The 16,572-nt window shown below is 69.1% G+C and carries 15 protein-coding genes and 1 tRNA gene; 12 read left to right on the forward strand and 4 right to left on the reverse strand.

The annotated features are described in order from the left end of the window. Window positions 1-59 precede the first annotated feature (59 nt). The 7 genes from frr (at window position 60) to NBE95_RS15845 (ending at window position 8,046) form a co-directional block, all read left to right on the forward strand. Window positions 60-623, forward strand: coding sequence for a ribosome recycling factor (frr, locus tag NBE95_RS15815; RefSeq protein WP_289895191.1), 564 nt, complete (start codon window positions 60-62; stop codon window positions 621-623). 4 nt (window positions 624-627) lie between these two features. Then, the gene (gene uppS, locus NBE95_RS15820) at window positions 628-1,362 is read left to right on the forward strand and encodes a polyprenyl diphosphate synthase (RefSeq protein WP_289895192.1); all 735 of its coding nucleotides are present in this window, start codon (window positions 628-630) and stop codon (window positions 1,360-1,362) included. Further along, window positions 1,359-2,213 carry a phosphatidate cytidylyltransferase gene (locus NBE95_RS15825; RefSeq protein ID WP_289895193.1) on the forward strand — a complete coding sequence of 285 codons (855 nt, stop codon included), beginning with the start codon at window positions 1,359-1,361 and terminating at the stop codon, window positions 2,211-2,213. Before uppS ends, NBE95_RS15825 begins: the two co-directional genes overlap by 4 nt. Before the next feature lie 4 nt (window positions 2,214-2,217). Then, the gene (gene dxr, locus NBE95_RS15830; protein ID WP_289895194.1) at window positions 2,218-3,390 is read left to right on the forward strand and encodes a 1-deoxy-D-xylulose-5-phosphate reductoisomerase; all 1,173 of its coding nucleotides are present in this window, start codon (window positions 2,218-2,220) and stop codon (window positions 3,388-3,390) included. Then, window positions 3,387-4,715, forward strand: a complete 1,329-nt coding sequence (rseP, locus tag NBE95_RS15835) for an RIP metalloprotease RseP (protein WP_289895196.1) — start codon at window positions 3,387-3,389, stop codon at window positions 4,713-4,715. Before dxr ends, rseP begins: the two co-directional genes overlap by 4 nt. Window positions 4,716-4,819: 104 nt before the next feature. Beyond that, the gene (gene bamA, locus NBE95_RS15840) at window positions 4,820-7,156 is read left to right on the forward strand and encodes an outer membrane protein assembly factor BamA (RefSeq protein WP_289895197.1); all 2,337 of its coding nucleotides are present in this window, start codon (window positions 4,820-4,822) and stop codon (window positions 7,154-7,156) included. Next, complete coding sequence (locus NBE95_RS15845) at window positions 7,156-8,046, forward strand: OmpH family outer membrane protein (RefSeq protein ID WP_289895199.1); 891 nt, start codon at window positions 7,156-7,158, stop codon at window positions 8,044-8,046. The genes bamA and NBE95_RS15845 overlap by 1 nt, the downstream gene beginning before the upstream one ends. Window positions 8,047-8,191: 145 nt before the next feature. Here NBE95_RS15845 and NBE95_RS15850 read toward each other — a convergent pair whose 3' ends face one another. Both NBE95_RS15850 and NBE95_RS15855 read right to left on the reverse strand, forming a co-directional pair. Beyond that, window positions 8,192-9,139 carry a nucleoside hydrolase gene (locus NBE95_RS15850; protein WP_289895200.1) on the reverse strand — a complete coding sequence of 316 codons (948 nt, stop codon included), beginning with the start codon at window positions 9,137-9,139 and terminating at the stop codon, window positions 8,192-8,194. A 60-nt stretch (window positions 9,140-9,199) separates the two neighbouring features. Next, window positions 9,200-11,659 (reverse strand): penicillin acylase family protein, encoded by a 2,460-nt coding sequence (locus NBE95_RS15855; RefSeq protein ID WP_289895201.1) that lies wholly within the window; start codon window positions 11,657-11,659, stop codon window positions 9,200-9,202. 128 nt (window positions 11,660-11,787) lie between these two features. Between NBE95_RS15855 and NBE95_RS15860 the strand changes: the two genes are divergently transcribed. Next, window positions 11,788-12,654 carry an NAD(P)-dependent oxidoreductase gene (locus NBE95_RS15860; protein ID WP_289895202.1) on the forward strand — a complete coding sequence of 289 codons (867 nt, stop codon included), beginning with the start codon at window positions 11,788-11,790 and terminating at the stop codon, window positions 12,652-12,654. Between the two features lie 43 nt (window positions 12,655-12,697). Continuing rightward, a tRNA-Val gene (locus NBE95_RS15865) sits at window positions 12,698-12,772 on the forward strand. 319 nt (window positions 12,773-13,091) lie between these two features. On the opposite strand, the gene NBE95_RS15870 is transcribed toward NBE95_RS15865, so the two are convergent. Continuing rightward, a complete protein-coding gene (locus NBE95_RS15870) occupies window positions 13,092-13,535 on the reverse strand; it encodes a hypothetical protein (RefSeq protein ID WP_289895203.1) in 444 nt (147 codons plus the stop codon). Between the two features lie 204 nt (window positions 13,536-13,739). Between NBE95_RS15870 and NBE95_RS15875 the strand changes: the two genes are divergently transcribed. Beyond that, window positions 13,740-14,147, forward strand: a complete 408-nt coding sequence (locus tag NBE95_RS15875; RefSeq protein WP_289895204.1) for a SufE family protein — start codon at window positions 13,740-13,742, stop codon at window positions 14,145-14,147. Window positions 14,148-14,149: 2 nt separating this feature from the next. Here NBE95_RS15875 and mnmA read toward each other — a convergent pair whose 3' ends face one another. Then, the gene (gene mnmA / locus NBE95_RS15880; RefSeq protein ID WP_289895206.1) at window positions 14,150-15,319 is read right to left on the reverse strand and encodes a tRNA 2-thiouridine(34) synthase MnmA; all 1,170 of its coding nucleotides are present in this window, start codon (window positions 15,317-15,319) and stop codon (window positions 14,150-14,152) included. A 167-nt stretch (window positions 15,320-15,486) separates the two neighbouring features. On the opposite strand from mnmA, the gene NBE95_RS15885 reads away from it, so the two are divergent. Both NBE95_RS15885 and ctrA read left to right on the forward strand, forming a co-directional pair. Next, entirely contained in the window at window positions 15,487-15,771 is a 285-nt protein-coding gene (locus NBE95_RS15885; RefSeq protein ID WP_289895207.1) for a DUF1153 domain-containing protein, read from the forward strand. 83 nt (window positions 15,772-15,854) lie between these two features. Beyond that, the gene (gene ctrA / locus NBE95_RS15890) at window positions 15,855-16,571 is read left to right on the forward strand and encodes a response regulator transcription factor CtrA (RefSeq protein ID WP_289895208.1); all 717 of its coding nucleotides are present in this window, start codon (window positions 15,855-15,857) and stop codon (window positions 16,569-16,571) included. Window position 16,572 lies beyond the last annotated feature (1 nt).

A 16,572-nucleotide genomic window follows, 5' to 3' on the forward strand; every position in this document is an offset into this window, starting at 1 on the left:
ATGCGGGCGCCGCTCGGCTAAAAGCGCTGAAAACCACAGCACAGAGGCCATGACCGAGCATGTCCGACGAGATCGAGATCGATACCGACGACCTGGAACGCCGCATGAAGGGCGCGATGGAATCCCTGCGCCATGAATTCGCGTCGCTGCGCACCGGCCGCGCCTCGGCCAGCATGGTCGAGCCGATCATGGTCGACGCCTATGGCTCGCTGACGCCGATCAACCAGATCGGCACGGTGAACGTGCCCGAGCCGCGCATGGTGACGATCAACATCTGGGACAAGGCGCTGGTCGGCAAGGCCGAGAAGGCGATCCGCGAATCGGGCCTGGGTATCAACCCGCAGCTCAACGGCACCATCATCATGCTGCCGATCCCCGAGCTGAACGAGGAGCGCCGGCGCGAACTGACTCGCGTCGCCGCGCAATATGCCGAGCACGCCCGCGTCGCCATCCGCAACGTGCGCCGCGACGGCATGGACCAGATCAAGAAGGCCAAGGGCTCGGGCATGTCCGAGGACGATCAGAAGTTCTGGGAAACCGCCGTGCAGGAGCTGACCGACAAGATGATCGCCTCGGTGGACCAGGCGCTCGAGACGAAGCAAGCCGAAATCATGCAGGTCTGACCTGATGGCCGAAACCGCAGCCAGCCTGTCGCAATCCGCCGGGGGGGACCAGCGGCCCCGTCACGTCGCCATCATCATGGATGGCAACGGCCGCTGGGCCAAGAACAAGGGTTGGCCGCGTCTGGTCGGGCATCGCCGCGGCGCCGAGCGCGTCAAGCAGATCGTGCGGGCCTGCCCGGACCTGGGGGTGAACTGGCTGACCGTCTATGCCTTCTCGACCGAGAACTGGAAGCGCTCGACCGAGGAGGTGTTGGGCCTGATGGGCATCTTCGCCCGCTATATCGAGCGCGAGGCCGACGGGCTCTCGGCCGAGGGCGTGCGGATGCGCTTCATCGGCGGGCGCGATCGGCTGGACCCCAAGCTGCAGCGGCTGATGGCCGGGATCGAGACGCGCACCGCCGGCAACGCCCGGCTGAACCTGACGGTGGCGATCAATTACGGCGGCCGGGACGAATTGACCCGGGCGGCGGCGCGCCTGTCCGCACGCATCGCCCGCGGCGAGATCGCCGAGCCGACCGAGGCCGACCTGGCCGATTGCCTGGACACCGCCGGCCATCCCGACCCCGACCTGGTGATCCGCACCAGCGGAGAGACGCGGACCTCGAATTTCCTGCCCTTCCAGGCGGCCTATTCCGAATACGAGTTCACCCAGACGCTCTGGCCGGATTTCACCCCCGATCATCTGGCCGAGATCCTCGACCGCTTCGGCCTGCGCGAGCGGCGCTTCGGCAGCGCATGACCGGGGACGGGCCGCAGCCAAGCCGCCTGCGCGGCGCCTTGCAGCGCGGACGCAACAAATGGGCCGACCTGTGGCCCCGGGTCGTCTCGGGCCTGGTGCTGGCGGTGCTGGGGCTGGTGCTGCTGCTGACCTCGGGACTGTGGCTGCGCTTCGGCGTTGCGGCGGTGATCGGGCTGATGATGTGGGAACTGGCGCGGCTGACCGGCTGGCGCCACCCCGAATTCCACAGCCCGCGCCATCCGGTGCTGATCGGCATTCTGGCCGGGCTGGTCATGCTGGCGATGCTGGTGCTGCCCGGCGACTGGCCGATGGCGCTGGTGCTGGTGCCGATGATCGCCGGCTGGCACGGCACGCATGAGCACGAGCGGCCAGCCTATCTGCTGTTCACGCTGGCCTTCTTCGGCGCCGGTTACGCGCTGGTGGTGATCCGCGAGCTGATGGGCCTGCCGACATTGCTGTGGGTGGTGGGCACGGTGGTGCTTTCGGACGTTCTGGGCTATTTCGTCGGCCGCAAGCTGGGCGGGCCGCGCTTTTGGCCGGCGATCAGTCCCAAGAAGACCTGGAGCGGCACCATCGCCGGCTGGGCGGGCGCGCTGCTGCTGGCGCTGGGGCTGCTGGTCGCCGGGCAGGCGGGCTGGGCGGTGCTGATTGTCGGGCCGCTGGTCGCGGTGGCCGGGCAGTTCGGCGACATTGCCGAAAGCTGGCTCAAGCGCCGGGTCGGGGCCAAGGACAGTTCCGAGCTGATTCCCGGCCATGGCGGAGCGCTGGACCGTTTCGACGCCATGTCGGGGGCGCTGCTGCTGGCGCTGGTGCTGTTGATGGCGAACCTCTTGCCGGTGATCGGAGGCTGAGAAGATGCGCAGCGTATCGGTGCTGGGCGCGACCGGATCGGTCGGTGAAAGCGCATTCGACCTGTTGATGCGGGCCGGCGGACCGGAGGCCTTCCGCACCGTCGCCCTGACCGGCGGCGCCAAGGTCGGCCGTCTGGCCCAGATGGCCCGCGCCCTGCGCGCCGGGATCGCCGTCACCGCCTGGCCCGAGAAACTGCCCGAGCTGCGCGCCGCGCTGGCCGGCAGCGGCATCGAGGCCGCGGCCGGCGTCGACGCCGTGGCCGAGGCCGCCGCGCGCCCGGCCGACTGGACGCTCTCGGCCATCGTCGGCGCCGCCGGCCTGCCGCCGGGGCTGGAGGTGCTGGCCCGCGGCGGCACGCTGGCGCTGGCGAACAAGGAAACCCTGGTCGCCGCCGGCCCGCTGGTCATGGCCCGGGCCCGCGGGACGGGCGCGCGCATCCTGCCGGTCGATTCTGAACATTCCGCGATCTTTCAGGCGCTTCAAGGCGAAAACCTCGATTCTGTCGAGCATGTCACCATTACCGCTTCGGGCGGCGCCTTCCGCGATTGGCCGCTGGAGCGGCTGGCGCAGGCAACGGTGGCCGAGGCCAGCCGGCACCCGAACTGGGACATGGGCCAGCGCATCACCATCGACAGCGCCAGCATGTTCAACAAGGCGCTGGAAGTCATCGAGGCGCACGAGTTCTTCGGCATCGGCATCGACCGTCTGCGGGTGCTGGTGCATCCGCAGTCGATCATCCATGCCATGGTCACGCATCGCGACGGCGGCAGCATCGCGCATCTGGGCGCGCCCGACATGCGCCACGCCATCGGCTATGCGCTGAACTGGCCGGCCCGCGCGGCGCTGCCGGTGCCGGCGCTGGACCTGGCGGCGCTTGGCAGCCTGACCTTTGCCGCGCCGGACGAGGCGCGCTGGCCGGCGCTGCGCCTCGCGCGCGAAGCGATCCAGACCGGCGGCGCCGCCGGCGCGGTGCTGAACGCCGCCAAGGAACAGGCGCTCGATGATTTCATCGCCGGCCGCATCCGCTTCACCGACATGGCCCCTGCGGTGGAACATGCGCTGGACCTGGCGGCGTGCGAGCCGGGCTTCGGGCAAAGCCCCGGCGATCTGGAGACGGTGCTGGCCTGGGACGGTTTCGCCCGTCGGGCGGCGGCACAATGGCGGGGTGCGGCATGAGCGTGATTCTGGACAGTCTGGGCGGGTTCCTGTGGAGCGCCGCCGCCTTCATCGTCGCGCTGTCGATCATCGTGACCGTGCACGAATACGGTCATTACATCATCGGCCGCCTCTCGGGCATCAAGGCCGAGGTGTTTTCGCTGGGCTTCGGCCCGCGCCTGTTCGCCCGCCGCGACCGGCATGGCACGGTCTGGCAGGTGGCGGCGGTTCCGCTGGGCGGCTATGTGCGCTTCCTGGGCGACGCCAATGCGGCCAGCGCCGGTTCGGGCAAGGCTGTCGATCCGGCCCGCGCCCGGCAGACGCTGGGCGGCGCGCCGCTCTGGGCGCGCTTCGCCACCGTGGCGGCGGGGCCGGTGTTCAACTTCATCCTGTCGATCCTGGTCTTCGGTGCCATGGCGATGTGGCAGGGCCTGCCGGTCGAGCAGGTGCAGATCGGTCGGCTGCACGCCACCCCGCCCGGGGTCGAGACGCAGCTTCGGCCCGGCGACCGGGTGATCGCGCTGGACGGCCGGCCCGTGGCCGACTGGCAGGATATCGGCGATCTGGCTGCGGACCTGCCGCCGCGCCCGAGCCATGACTGGACGGTGCTGCGCGACGGGGCCGAACTGACGGTGCCGGGGCCGGACCCGATGCCGCCGCTGATCACCGGCATCGCGCCGCGCAGCCCCGCCGCCGCGGCCGGGCTGAAGGCGGGCGACGTGATCCTGGCGGCGGATGGCAAGCCGATCTCGCGCTTCGACGATCTGCGGCGGCATGTGCTGGACGCCGAGGGGCGGCCAGTGCTGCTGCGGGTCTGGCGCGAGGGCGAGGGCATCGCCGACTATACCCTGGCCGCGCGCCAGCAGGATCTGCCCACCGAGACCGGCTACGAGAAGCGCTGGCTGATCGGCGTGACCGGCGGCGGCACCTATTTCGAACCGGCCACCCGCCCCGCCGGCCCGGGCGAGGCGCTGGGGATCGGCGCGGCGCGGACCTGGGACATCATCGCCTCGTCGGTTTCGGGGCTTTGGGCGATGGTCACCGGGCAGATCGGCAGCTGCAACCTGGGCGGCGCCATCTCGATCGCCGAGACCACCGGGCAGGCGGCCTCGGCGGGCGGCGGCAACTTCATTTGGTGGATCGCGGTGCTGTCCGCCGCCATCGGTTTCCTGAACCTGTTGCCGGTGCCGGTGCTGGATGGCGGGCACCTGATGTTCTACCTTTACGAGGCGGTGGCGGGCCGTCCGCCGTCGAGCCGGGTGGTGGACATTCTGTCGGCGCTCGGCATGGCGGCGGTGCTGTCGCTGATGGTATTCGGCCTCACCAATGATCTTTTCTGCCCCTGAACGGCCCTGACCTTTTGACAGTCCCGCCCGCTTCGCTGTATCCATCGAGGCAAATCCGGTGGGGTCAACCCGCCGGGAAACGCATTACTCGCGAGGGGCGGCGGATGACGGACAGGAAACTCGGCAAGGGCGCGCTGGCGCTGATCTCGGCGCTGGCGATGGCCGGGCCGGTCGCGACGGTGGCGACGCCCGCCGCGGCCTATGTCTTCAGCAATGTGCGGATCGAGGGCAACCAGCGCATCGAGCCGCAGACAATCCTGTCCTATCTGGACCTGCCGCGCGGCCAGGACGTCTCGGGCGGGGCGCTGAACGACGCGCTGCAGCGGCTGCAGGGCTCCGGCCTGTTCGAGACGGTCGAGCTGGTCCCCTCGGGCGGCACGCTGGTGGTGCGGGTGGTGGAATACCCCACCATCAACACCATCGCCTTCGAGGGCAACAAGCGGCTCAAGGACGAGAACCTGGCCGAGATCGTCAAGTCGCAGTCCCGCCGCGTCTATTCCCCCGCCCAGGCCGAGGCCGATGCCGCCGCGATCAGCCAGGTCTACGCCTCGGAAGGGCGGCTGGCCGCCCGCGTCGATCCGCGCATCATCCGGCGCGGCAGCAACCAGGTCGATCTGGTCTTCGAGATCGCCGAGGGCAAGGTCACCGAGATCGAGCGCATCGGCTTCGTCGGCAACCGGGCCTTTTCCGACAAGCGGCTGCGCAACGTCCTGCAGACCAAGCAGGCCGGCATCCTGCGCACCTTCATCAAGCGCGACACCTTCGCGCCCGACCGCCTGCCGGTGGACGAGAAGCTGTTGACCGATTTCTATCGTTCGCGCGGCTATGCCGATTTCAAGGTGCAGGCCGTGGCGCCTGAACTGGCGCGCGAACGCGACGCCTTCTACATCACCTTCCAGATCCAGGAAGGCCCGCGCTATACCTTCGGCACCGTCAACACGGTCAGCGAGATTCCGGGCGTCGACGCGGCGGAATTCGCCGCCCAGAACCGGGTCAAGCGGGGCGCGGTCTATAATCCGACGGTGGTGGACACCACCATCCGCCGGATGGAAGCGCTGGCGCTGCAGAAAGGCCTGAATTTCGTCAGCATCGAGCCGCGCATCACCCGCAACCAGCGCGACCAGACGCTGGACCTGACCTTCGCCCTGACCCGCGGCCAGCGCGTCTTCGTCGAGCGCATCGACATCGAGGGCAACACCACCACCCTGGACGAGGTGATCCGCCGGCAGTTCACCACCGTCGAAGGCGATCCCTTCAACCCGCGCGAGATCCGCAATTCCGCCGAGCGCCTGCGCGCGCTCGGCTATTTCTCGGATGTGCAGGCCGAAAGCCGCCAGGGCTCCTCGCCCGAACAGGTGATCGTCGACGTGAACGTCGAGGAACAGCCGACCGGCAGCCTGGGCTTCGGCGTCAGCTATGGCGTCTCGACCGGCGTCGGCTTCAACCTGTCGCTGTCCGAGAAGAACTTCCTGGGCCGCGGCCAGCAGGTGGACCTGTCCTTCGCCACCGGCTCGGGGACGCAAAGCTCGGGCCTGACCTTCATCGAACCCTATCTGTTCGGCCGCGATCTGAAGGGCCGGGCGCAGGTGTGGTACAACACCACCGACCGGTTGAACTCGGATTACAACACCCGCACCGTCGGCTTTCTGACCGGGCTGGAATTCCCGGTTTCCCAAAACGGCCGGCTGGAGCTGCGCTACAAGCTCAGCAAGGACACGCTCTTCGACGTCGAGCAGTATCACGTCGACGAGGAAAGCGGCGAGCTGGTCGGTTCCTCGCCGATCCTTTATGGCGAGCAGGGCGGCTTCTTCACCTCGGCGCTTGGCTATACCTACAGCTATGACAGCCGCGTTGCCGGGCTGGACCCGCTGACCAGCTACCGGCTGCGTCTCAGCCAGGATTTCGCCGGGCTGGGCGGCGACGTGGAATCGGTCACCACCTCGCTTTATGCCGGGGTGGAAAGCCGGGCCTGGCGCGAGAGCGTGACCATGCTGGCCGAGTTCGAGGCCGGCGCCGTGCACATGCTGGGCGACCAGAACAGCCGGTTCATGAACCGCTTCACCGGCAACGGCAAGATCCGCGGGTTCGAGCCGAACGGCATCGGGCCGCGCGACCTGGCGGCGCCGAACGAGGACGCGCTGGGGGGCAACTATTTCTGGGCGCTGCGCACCGAGTTGCAGTTCCCGCTGGGCCTGCCCGAGGAATATGGCATCACCGGCGGCTTGTTCGCCGATGCCGGTTCGGTCTGGGGTCTCGACAACACCATGGGCGCCTTCGAGACGCCGGTCGACGACGGCATGCATGTGCGCGCCTCGGTCGGTGCTTCGCTGTTCTGGACCACGCCGATCGGCCCCCTGCGCTTCAACTTCGCCAAGGCCCTCAAGAAAGAGGATTACGACGAAGAACAGGCCTTCGACCTGACGATCTCGACCAAGTTCTGATGATGCGCGGTCGGGGCATCGCGGCTTGGGGGCTGGCGGTGCTGCTGGCGGTTCCGACCGGCGTGTCGGCCCAGCAGCCGTCGCCCGAGCCGGTGCCGGCACCCCGGGCGCCGGCGGGGACGGACGACCATGCCGTGCCGCCGATGGTGGTCGAAACCCCGCCCTCCGAGGGCGAGGGGGTGCTGCCGGTCCTGACGCTGGACCAGGAGACGCTTTACGCCCGCTCGAAATGGGGGCAGCGCGTCCAGGGCGAGCTGGAGTTGCGCGGCCGCGAGATCGCGGCTGAGAACGACCGTCTGGCCGACCAGTTCGCCGCCGAGGAGCAGCAGCTGACCGTGTTGCGCCAAACCCTGCCGGCGGACGAATTCCGCAAGCGCGCCGACGAGTTCGACAAGCGGGTGGTCGAGGTGCGGCGCGCCCGCGACGCGGCGGCGCGCGAGCTTCAGGTCAGCGCCGACGAAGAACGGCAGGCCTTCTTCCGCGCCGTCCTGCCGGTGCTGGCGAAGCTGATGCAGGAGCGGGGCGCGGTCGCGGTGCTGGACCAGCGCGCCATCTTCGTCGCCTCGCAATCCATCGACATCACCGAGGCGTTGATCGAGCGTATGGACAGCACCGTCGGCGCCGGTCCCGTCGAGCCCGAAGCCCCGTCCGATCCCGCACCGGCGGACAGGCAGCAGTCCGGTTCGCCGCAACAGCCGGGGCCGGACCTACCGGCGGGCGCGCGCCCCAATGCCGACGAGGGACCGACGCCGCCGGAGCCCGGCACCTCCCGGCAGCCGCAGCCGGATACGCCGTCGGGCAGAGAGGATTCCGCCGCGCAGCCCGGCACGACGCCGGAGCCGCAACAGAATGTCCCGGCGACGAACGATGCCGAAGGTGCGGGCGACTGATTCCGCATGAGGGCGACGGGCGGGACGGGCGGGATGGTTCGTCCGCGCTTGATCGCAGGCTGCAAGGGCAGCCGCCATCCCAGCGCCAGCGGTCCTGGCGACGGCGTGCCGGCGATTGGCGCCGCCCGCCCCCCGACATTTCGGCCTAGCCGACCCGTCGGTCCAGATCGCCGATGCGTTCGGTCAGCAGGGCGAAGAAACCCTCGGCATCCACCTCGCGGATGAAAGTGGCATTCGGGTCGCGGCCGCTGACGCGCCACCAGTCGGCGACGGTCATTCCCAGGGTGTATTCGCCCCGGGTCTCGATCTCGACATTGATGTAGCGGCCGCTGAACAGCTGCGGCTTGAGCAGCCAGGCGATGGTGCAGGGATCGTGCAGCGGCGCGCCCTCGCTGCCGTATTTCTCGCGGTCGTAGCGCTCGAAGAAATCGGTCCAGCTTGCGACGGCCTGGCCGATGCGGCCCATGGCGCGCATGCCCTCGACCCAGGGCCGGCTGGTCAGCGCCCGATGCGTCACGTCCAGCGGCATCACCGTGATCGGGGCGCCGCTGGCAAAGACGATCCGGGCGGCTTCGGGATCGACATAGATGTTGAACTCGGCGGTGGGGGTGACGTTGCCGACCTCGAAATAGGCGCCGCCCATCAGCACGATCTCCTGCACGCGCGGGACGATGTCGGGCGCGCGCTGGAAGGCGGTGGCGATGTTGGTCAGCGGGCCGATGGGCACCAGGGTGATGGTGCCGGGCTGTTCGCGGCGCAGGGTCTCGATCAGGAAATCGACGGCATGACCGGGAGAGAGCGCGATGCCCGGCTCGGGCAGGGTGACGCCGTCGAGCCCGGTCTTGCCATGCACATGCTCGGCGGTGACCAGCGGGCGCGCGAGCGGCGCGTCGCAGCCGGCATAGACCGGCAGGTCCGGGCGGCCGGCCAGTTCGCAGATCACCCGGGCGTTGCGTTCGGTATGGTGCAGCGGCACGTTGCCGGCCACGGCGGTCAGCGCCAGCACCTCGATTTCCGGGCTGGCCAGCGCCAGCAGGATGGCCACCGCGTCGTCCTGGCCCGGGTCGGTGTCGATGATGATCTTGCGGGCCATGAATTCCTCTCATGCTCTTGCGCCGCCAAGGAAACCTTTGGCGACGGCGGATGCAAGCCCCTAGTTCCCGGCCGGCTGCAGATGGGTGATGCCGGCCGCCGCTGCCCGGGCCAGCGCCGGGTCCAGCGACATGCCGACATATTCGCCGCGCCGCCACAGTTCGGCCATGTCGTCGTAATGGCGCGAGAAGGGGTGGCCGGACTGGCCGGTCGAGATGATGAAGACCGAACTGTCGGGATCGGCAAGGTCGTAGACGCCGCGATAGGCCGCGCCGGTCACGTTCAGCCAGGGATTGCGGCCATGGCCCAGGAAACCGGCCTGCGCCACGGTCGCCGCGCCGCCCGAGGTGGGCTGGATCAGGTTCACGATATACGAGAGCCCGCGCATGTCCCCCAGCGCCGGGTGGACGTGGCGGGCGCGGTGCAGGTCGCCCCAGCGCCAGCTGGCCAGGTCGGGACCGAAACGGCTGCCCAGGTCCAGCAGCGCCGCGTCCAGCGCCTGGCGGGCGATCTGCGTGCAGGTCTCGACCGGGGCGGACTGGCGGATGTCGCACCAGGCCGCGGCGCCGTTCCGGTTGCGGAAGACGCGGTCGATGAAACCCGGGTAAAGCTCGGTCAGGTCGTCGGCCAAGGGTCCGAGTTCGTCGCGCACCAGCCGGTCCTGCAGGGCCCGCATCCAGGCGGCATAGATCAGCGGCTCGGGCAGGTGCTCGCTCATGGCGCCGTCCCAGTTCGCCAGCAGCGCCAGCGCGTCCTGGCGCTGCCGCTCGGGCGTGCCCTGGGCGGCGGGCTCGTCGGTGAACCACAGATCGGCGCCGACCAGCGGCAGCAGCGCGCGGGCCACCGGGCTGACGATGTCGTTCTGGGCGGCGATGAAGCTGTCGCGCGAATGCACCTCGCGCGAGTCGATCAGGTGGCGCAGCCGGTCCTGGCGGTAGCCGTCGCCCCAGTCATGGCCCAGCCCGGCCGCGCCGCCGGGCGGTGCGGCGCCGGTGGCCGCGACGATGCCGTTCTGCGGGTCCAGCTCGGTCATTGCCGCCGGGGCCGGGTCCAGCCCCTCCCAGCGGTTTGCGGCGATCCAGCCCGGGGTGGGCATCCGGCCGGCGGTCTGGTGCCCGGCCTTGCGGCGCGGCACGGCGCCGGCCATGACCTGGCCCACGCCCTGGCCGTCGGCCAGCGTCACCACCATGGCCGGCGCGATCAGGTCGCGCAGCGCGCGTGCCGCCGAGGCCCGGTCCGGCGCCCGCATCAGGCCGATCAGCGCCGTCATGCTGCGGTCGTTGCCATAGCCCCCGGTCCAGGACAGCGCCGCGACATGGCCGCCCGGCAGGATGGCGGCCAGGTCGAGATGCGCGGCCGGGATCACCGGCCCGTTCTCGGTCTCGCGCAGGGTGATGGTCCGCGGCTCGCCGCCCCGGACGCGCAGCGTCTCGCGCCGGGTCGCGAATGCGGTCCAGCCCTGCGCGCCGCGATAACGGTTCGGATCGCCGGGCTGCACTTCCTCGACATAAAGATCCTGGTCGTCGATCTGCGCCGGCGTGATGCCCCAGGCCAGCCCGGTATTGCGGCCCGACAGCACGGCCGGGATGCCGGGGATGGTGCCGCCGATCACTCCGCCGGACTGCAGCTCGATTCGCGCCAGATACCACAGGCCCGGCGCGGTCAGCGCGAATTGCGGGTCGTTGGCCAGCAGCGCGCCGCCCGCCGCCGTACGCTCGGCTGCGGCGGCGAAGCCGTTGGCCGAGGCGCCCGCCGCCGGCGCCAGGTAGCCCGCCAGCGTCGCCGTCCAGTCCTGCGGCCCGGCGCCGCGGTCCGGCGCGGCGAAGCGGGCGCCGGGAAACAGCCCGGCATAGGCGGGCAAGGCCGGTTCGCCGCGCATCGCGACCAGGTCCTGCCCGCGATCCGGGGCGGCCAGGGACAGTCGGGCCCGCAGCACCTCGCGTCGCATCTGCACGCTGGAGGAGGCGGCCAGCAGCTTCAGGATCGCCAGCGAATCCGCCGGTTCCCAATAGGCGATATCCTCGGGGTAAAGGAAGAATTCCGGTGCGCCGCGGCCACGCGCGCCCAGGTTGATCTGCCCGATCCAGGCATTGACGCCCTCGGCATAGGCCTGAAGCGCCTCCAGCACCTCGGGATCCTGCGCCTGAAGCGAGGCGCGGGCGTTGCGATACAGGCCCAGGCGCCGCGCCAGGTCGTCGGCGGCCAGCGCGCCCGGGCCATAGATCTCGGCCAGCCGGCCCTGCGCGGCGCGGCGCAGCACCGTCAGCTGGAACAGCCGGTCCTGGGCATGGGCAAGGCCAAGCGCGAAGAACACGTCGCGGTCGGTCTTGCCGAAGACATGCGGCACGTCCTCGGTGGTGCGCACGATCTCGACCGGGGCCGAGATGCCCTCGACCACATAGCTGCCGTCGTAATCGGGCAGCGAGCGGATGGCGAAATACCAGGTCAGTACCACCAGCGCGATGGTCAGAAAGATCAGCCCGACCGTCAGACGCACAAGCCAGCGGAAAAGTGTCACCATGAAAAGGCGCGGTCCCGAGCTTGGGCGCGAGAGGTTGACCCCCGCGCCGGGTGATGAAATTCATCGGGGTGAATAGGGCAGGGCGCGTGCCGGATCAACGCGCCTTTCATCAGCTTGGGGAGAAAGTGATGGCGCGCGTGGCATTTCTGGGACTTGGGGTGATGGGCTTTCCCATGGCGGGCCACCTGGCCGCGGCCGGGCACGAGATGGCGGTCTGGAACCGCAGCCCCGCCAAGGCCGAGGCCTGGGCCGCACGCCACAAGGGCCGCGTGGCCGGCAAGGCCCGCGAGGCGGCCGAGGGGGCGGAATTCGTCATGGCCTGCGTCGGCAATGACGACGACCTGCGCCAGATCTGCCTGGGCGATGCCGGCGCCTTCGCCGGCATGGGCCGGGGCGCCGTCTTCGTGGACCATACCACGGTCTCGGCCGCGGTGACGCGCGAGCTGTCCGCCGTCGCGGCCGAGGCCGGCATCGGCTTCGTGGATGCGCCGGTCTCGGGCGGGCAGGCGGGGGCCGAGAACGGCCAGCTTTCGGTGATGTGCGGCGGCGCGGCGGCCGATTACGACCGCGCCGAGTCGGTGATCGCCGCCTATGCCAAGATCTGCCGGCTGATGGGCCCGTCGGGCGCGGGGCAGCTGACCAAGATGTGCAACCAGATCGCCATTGCCGGGCTGGTGCAGGGCCTGTCGGAATCGCTGCATTTCGCCCAGAAGGCGGGCCTCTCGATCGCATCGGTGGTCGAGGTGATCAGCCAGGGCGCCGCCGGCAGCTGGCAGATGGCGAACCGCCACCAGACCATGGCCGAGGGCCGTTTCGACTTCGGTTTCGCGGTGGACTGGATGCGCAAGGATCTGGGCATCTGCCTGGCGACGGCGGATGAGACCGGCGCCAGCCTGCCGGTGACGGCGCTGGTCGACCAGTTCTACAAGGAGGTGCAGGGCATGGGCGGCGGACGCTGGGACACCTCCTCGCTGATCGCGCGGCTGCGCCGGTAACGCGCTTGCCAAGCGCCGGTGGCTCGGGCTATCAGCCAAGGCGGGGGCGGTAGCTCAGCGGTAGAGCGACACGTTTACACCGTGTTGGTCGGGGGTTCGATCCCCTCCCGCCCCACCAGTCGCGTGCCCGGCGGACATGGCCTTCAGGGTCGATGGTCACTTGTCCGCCGCGACCTTGCCCTTCCAAGCCATGGCGCCGGTTGCGGCTTTTTGCCTCCCTCGCCGCGGTGAACAGGATTTGCAGGGCTCCGGCCGCTGCCGCCCGGCATTTTTGGCTGTCCTGCGGAATGCAATCCGGGGATTGGGGCGGCGCATCGCCGCCCTGCTGATCCGGCGAGCGGATCGCGGGCGGCATCCGTGCCCTTTGCGCGTGGCCAGCACGGTGCTTGCGACGTGCTGCGGAGGCGAGCCCGAAGCCCGCCGCCTTGCGCTGCGGCTCAGCGGCGCAGGGTGACGGTATTCGCCGCGCCGGTGATCACCACCTCGCGCAGGTTCGGCAGCACGGCGTTGGGGATGGTCATGGCCACCGTCACCGTGTCGCTGGCCGGGTTGGGCGGATTGGCGGCGGCGAAGGTGTCGGCCAGGGGCGGCTTGCCGACCAGCCGCAGCCGCAGCACGCCGTTCTCGTCGGGGCGGATCCGGCCGCGCGGCATCGGCACCTCGGTGACCAGCGCCACGTCCCACCAGCCCTTGCTGGCGGCGAGCCCGGTCACGATCAGCATGCGGCCTTCGTAGAGCGGCTCCCACTTCGCCCCGGCGACATGGGCCAGCGGTACGCGGCCGTCCTGCACCGCGGTCGGATAGCCGCCCTCGGGTTCCAGGGTTTGCGGCTGCTGCGAACCGCCGAACCAGCGCATCGGGTTCAGGCTGCTGTCTCCCATGCGGCCGCATCCGGCCAGCACGAGCATCGCACAGGCAAGAGTGCCCAATGTCCTTGTCCGCATGAACGCTGTCCCCGCTTGTCCCATCGCTTTGCCGCAGTGATAGGGCAAGTCGGGCGGGGGTGAAAGCCTCTTTGACCTCGCGGCCGCTGCGCGCTATGCCATCTTCGCCCGCCCGATCGCGGGCATGCGAAAGGACGTCCCATGGCCACCCCCGCCTTTGAAGAGATCGCCGAGAGCTTCGATTTTCTCGAGGATTGGGAAGAGCGCTACCGCCATGTCATCGAACTGGGCAAGGCGATGCCGCCGATGGATCCCGCGCTGCAGGTGCCGGCCACCAAGGTCGAGGGCTGCGCCAGCCAGGTCTGGATCATGCCGCGGATCGAGGCCGGGCATTTCGATTTTCAGGGCGACAGCGACGCATTGATCGTGCGCGGGCTGGTCGCGATCCTGCACGCGCTCTATTCCGGCGTCCCGGTCGGGGAGGTGGCAGCGATCAATGCCAATGCCGAACTGGGCCGGCTGGGCCTGGAGGAGCATCTTTCGGCCCAGCGGTCCAATGGGTTGCGCGCCATGGTCGAACGCATCCAGAAGCTGGCCGCGGCGGCCTGACCTCAGCCGCCACGGCGGTGCGAGATCCAGCCGCCGCCCAAAACGCGGGTGCCCTCGGTGGCGTAGAACACGCAGGCTTGGCCGGGGCTGACGCCTTCTTCCGGAGCCAGCAGCTCGACCTCGGCCCGGCGGTCGCCGGTGGCGCGCAGGATCGCCGGCCGCGGCGGCCGGGTCGAGCGGATGCGGGCGGTGATGGCGATCTCGCCTTCGAAAGGTTCGTCGCCCAGCCAGTTCACCTCGGTCACCGGCACGATCCTGGTCGCCAGCGCCTGCTTGGGGCCGACGACGACCCGCCGGGTGTCGGGCTCCAGCCGCAGGACGTAAAGCGGATCGCCCAGCCCGCCGATGCCAAGGCCGCGGCGCTGGCCGATGGTGTAATGGATCACGCCGCGATGCGCGCCCAGCACATTGCCGTCCATGTCCACGATCTCGCCCGGATCGGCGGAGCCGGGACGCAGCTTCTCGATCACGCTGGCGTAATTGCCGTCCGGCACGAAGCAGATGTCCTGGCTGTCGGGCTTGTCGGCGACCGAAAGCCCGTATTGCGCCGCCAGCGCCCGGGTCTCGGCCTTGCTGGCCAGCCCGCCGAGCGGGAAGCGCAGGAAATCGAGCTGTTCCTGGGTGGTCGAGAACAGGAAATAGCTCTGGTCGCGGGCCGGGTCGGCGGCCATGTGCAATTCGGCGCCCCTTGGGCCGTCGAAGCGGCGGATGTAATGGCCGGTCGCCATGCAATCGGCATCGAGCTCGCGCGCGGTCTGCAGGAGGTCGCGGAACTTCACCCGTTCGTTGCAACGGATGCAGGGCACCGGGGTGGCGCCGGCCAGATAGGCGTCGGCGAATTCCTCGATCACCGATTCGCGGAACCGGTTCTCGTAATCCAGCACATAATGCGGGAAGCCGATGCGCTCGGCCACCCGGCGGGCGTCATGGATATCCTGACCGGCGCAGCAGGCGCCCTTTTTCGCCAGCGCCGCGCCATGGTCGTAAAGCTGCAGCGTCACGCCGATCACGTCGTAGCCCTGTGCGGCCAGCATCGCTGCCACCACGGAACTGTCGACGCCACCGGACATGGCGACCACCACGCGCGTCCGGGCCGGAGGCTTGGCGAAGCCCAGTGAATTCATGGTCAGGTCCGGCGCATCGTGGCGCAGAGGGGTGCTTGGCGCTGTCATGGATCGTCCTTGTCGCGGGCGCGCCATCGGTCGCGCGGCCGCAGTTCCATACATTTATAGGAAAAATGCGGCAATTCTCAAGGGCGGGCGCCGAGAAACCCGGCGCGACTTCACCGCGACTTAAGAAGTTTGCGGCAGAACGGGGCAAGGAAGACAGGGACTTGCCGATGTTCTTGAAGAAAACCCCCGGGCCTCGGACCGCGATTCTGCCTGACGGCAGCGTGCTGACCCTGGCCGATCTGCCCGACCCGCAGGTGCGCTGGGTGGCGAGCCGCAAGGCGGCGGTGGTCGATGCGGTGCATTACGGCCTGCTGTCGCGGCAAGAGGCGATTCGCCGCTACGGTTTGACCGAGGAAGAGTTCGACGGCTGGGCCGCCGCCGTGCGCCGGCACGGGCGCAACGCGTTGAAAGTCACCCAACTGCAAAAATTTCGTCAACCGATAGTTGAATAAGACTTAACTGCCTCTCTGGTAACGTGATATTAACCTTTTGTGTAGAAATTTTGCCAATGGGCTGGTTAGCAAGGGGACAAATTATGCGAATCCTTCTGGTCGAGGATGATCCAACCACGGCGCGCAGCATCGAGCTGATGCTGACCCACGCCAATTACAATGTCTATCGCACCGACATGGGCGAGGAAGGCATCGATCTGGCCAAGCTTTACGACTACGACCTGATCCTGCTGGATCTGGACCTGCCGGACATGCACGGCATGGAAGTGCTGCGGCAGATTCGCATGTCCCGCGTCGATACGCCGATCCTGATCCTGACCGGCTCGGACGACACCGAAAGCAAGCTGCGCGGCTTCGGCTTCGGCGCCGACGATTACATGACCAAGCCCTTCAACCGCGACGAGCTGATCGCCCGCATCCAGGCCATCATCCGCCGCTCCAAGGGCCACAGCCAGTCGGTGATCCGCACCGGCGAGATGGTGGTGAACCTGGATGCGCGCTCGGTCGAGGTGGGCGGCCGCCCGGTCAACCTGACCGGCAAGGAATACCAGATCTTGGAACTGCTCAGCCTGCGCAAGGGCACCACCTTGACCAAGGAAATGTTCCTGAACCACCTCTATGGCGGCATGGACGAGCCCGAGCTGAAGATCATCGACGTCTTCGTCTGCAAGCTGCGCAAGAAGCTGGCTGCGGCGATGCAGGGCGAAAGCCATATCGAGACGGTCTGGGGCAGGGGATATGTCCTGCGCGACCCGGTGGCCGAGACCCAGAACGCCGAGCGCATGGCCTTGCGCGCCTGAC

The sequence above is a fragment of the Paracoccus sp. TOH genome (genome assembly GCF_030388245.1).
In the GTDB taxonomy this organism is placed as follows: Bacteria; Pseudomonadota; Alphaproteobacteria; order Rhodobacterales; family Rhodobacteraceae; genus Paracoccus; species Paracoccus simplex.

Excerpts from the sequence above, each read along its gene's own strand:
- mnmA (WP_289895206.1), bottom strand. The coding sequence starts at position 15,319 with ATGACAGCGCCAAGCACCCCTCTGCGCCACGATGCGCCGGACCTGACC.
- frr (WP_289895191.1), top strand. The coding sequence starts at position 60 with ATGTCCGACGAGATCGAGATCGATACCGACGACCTGGAACGCCGCATG.
- dxr (WP_289895194.1), top strand. The coding sequence starts at position 2,218 with ATGCGCAGCGTATCGGTGCTGGGCGCGACCGGATCGGTCGGTGAAAGC.
- NBE95_RS15845 (WP_289895199.1), top strand. The coding sequence starts at position 7,156 with ATGATGCGCGGTCGGGGCATCGCGGCTTGGGGGCTGGCGGTGCTGCTG.
- uppS (WP_289895192.1), top strand. The coding sequence starts at position 628 with ATGGCCGAAACCGCAGCCAGCCTGTCGCAATCCGCCGGGGGGGACCAG.
- NBE95_RS15885 (WP_289895207.1), top strand. The coding sequence starts at position 15,487 with ATGTTCTTGAAGAAAACCCCCGGGCCTCGGACCGCGATTCTGCCTGAC.
- NBE95_RS15860 (WP_289895202.1), top strand. The coding sequence starts at position 11,788 with ATGGCGCGCGTGGCATTTCTGGGACTTGGGGTGATGGGCTTTCCCATG.
- NBE95_RS15855 (WP_289895201.1), bottom strand. The coding sequence starts at position 11,659 with ATGGTGACACTTTTCCGCTGGCTTGTGCGTCTGACGGTCGGGCTGATC.
- NBE95_RS15870 (WP_289895203.1), bottom strand. The coding sequence starts at position 13,535 with ATGGGAGACAGCAGCCTGAACCCGATGCGCTGGTTCGGCGGTTCGCAG.
- NBE95_RS15825 (WP_289895193.1), top strand. The coding sequence starts at position 1,359 with ATGACCGGGGACGGGCCGCAGCCAAGCCGCCTGCGCGGCGCCTTGCAG.
- NBE95_RS15875 (WP_289895204.1), top strand. The coding sequence starts at position 13,740 with ATGGCCACCCCCGCCTTTGAAGAGATCGCCGAGAGCTTCGATTTTCTC.
- bamA (WP_289895197.1), top strand. The coding sequence starts at position 4,820 with ATGACGGACAGGAAACTCGGCAAGGGCGCGCTGGCGCTGATCTCGGCG.
- NBE95_RS15850 (WP_289895200.1), bottom strand. The coding sequence starts at position 9,139 with ATGGCCCGCAAGATCATCATCGACACCGACCCGGGCCAGGACGACGCG.
- ctrA (WP_289895208.1), top strand. The coding sequence starts at position 15,855 with ATGCGAATCCTTCTGGTCGAGGATGATCCAACCACGGCGCGCAGCATC.
- rseP (WP_289895196.1), top strand. The coding sequence starts at position 3,387 with ATGAGCGTGATTCTGGACAGTCTGGGCGGGTTCCTGTGGAGCGCCGCC.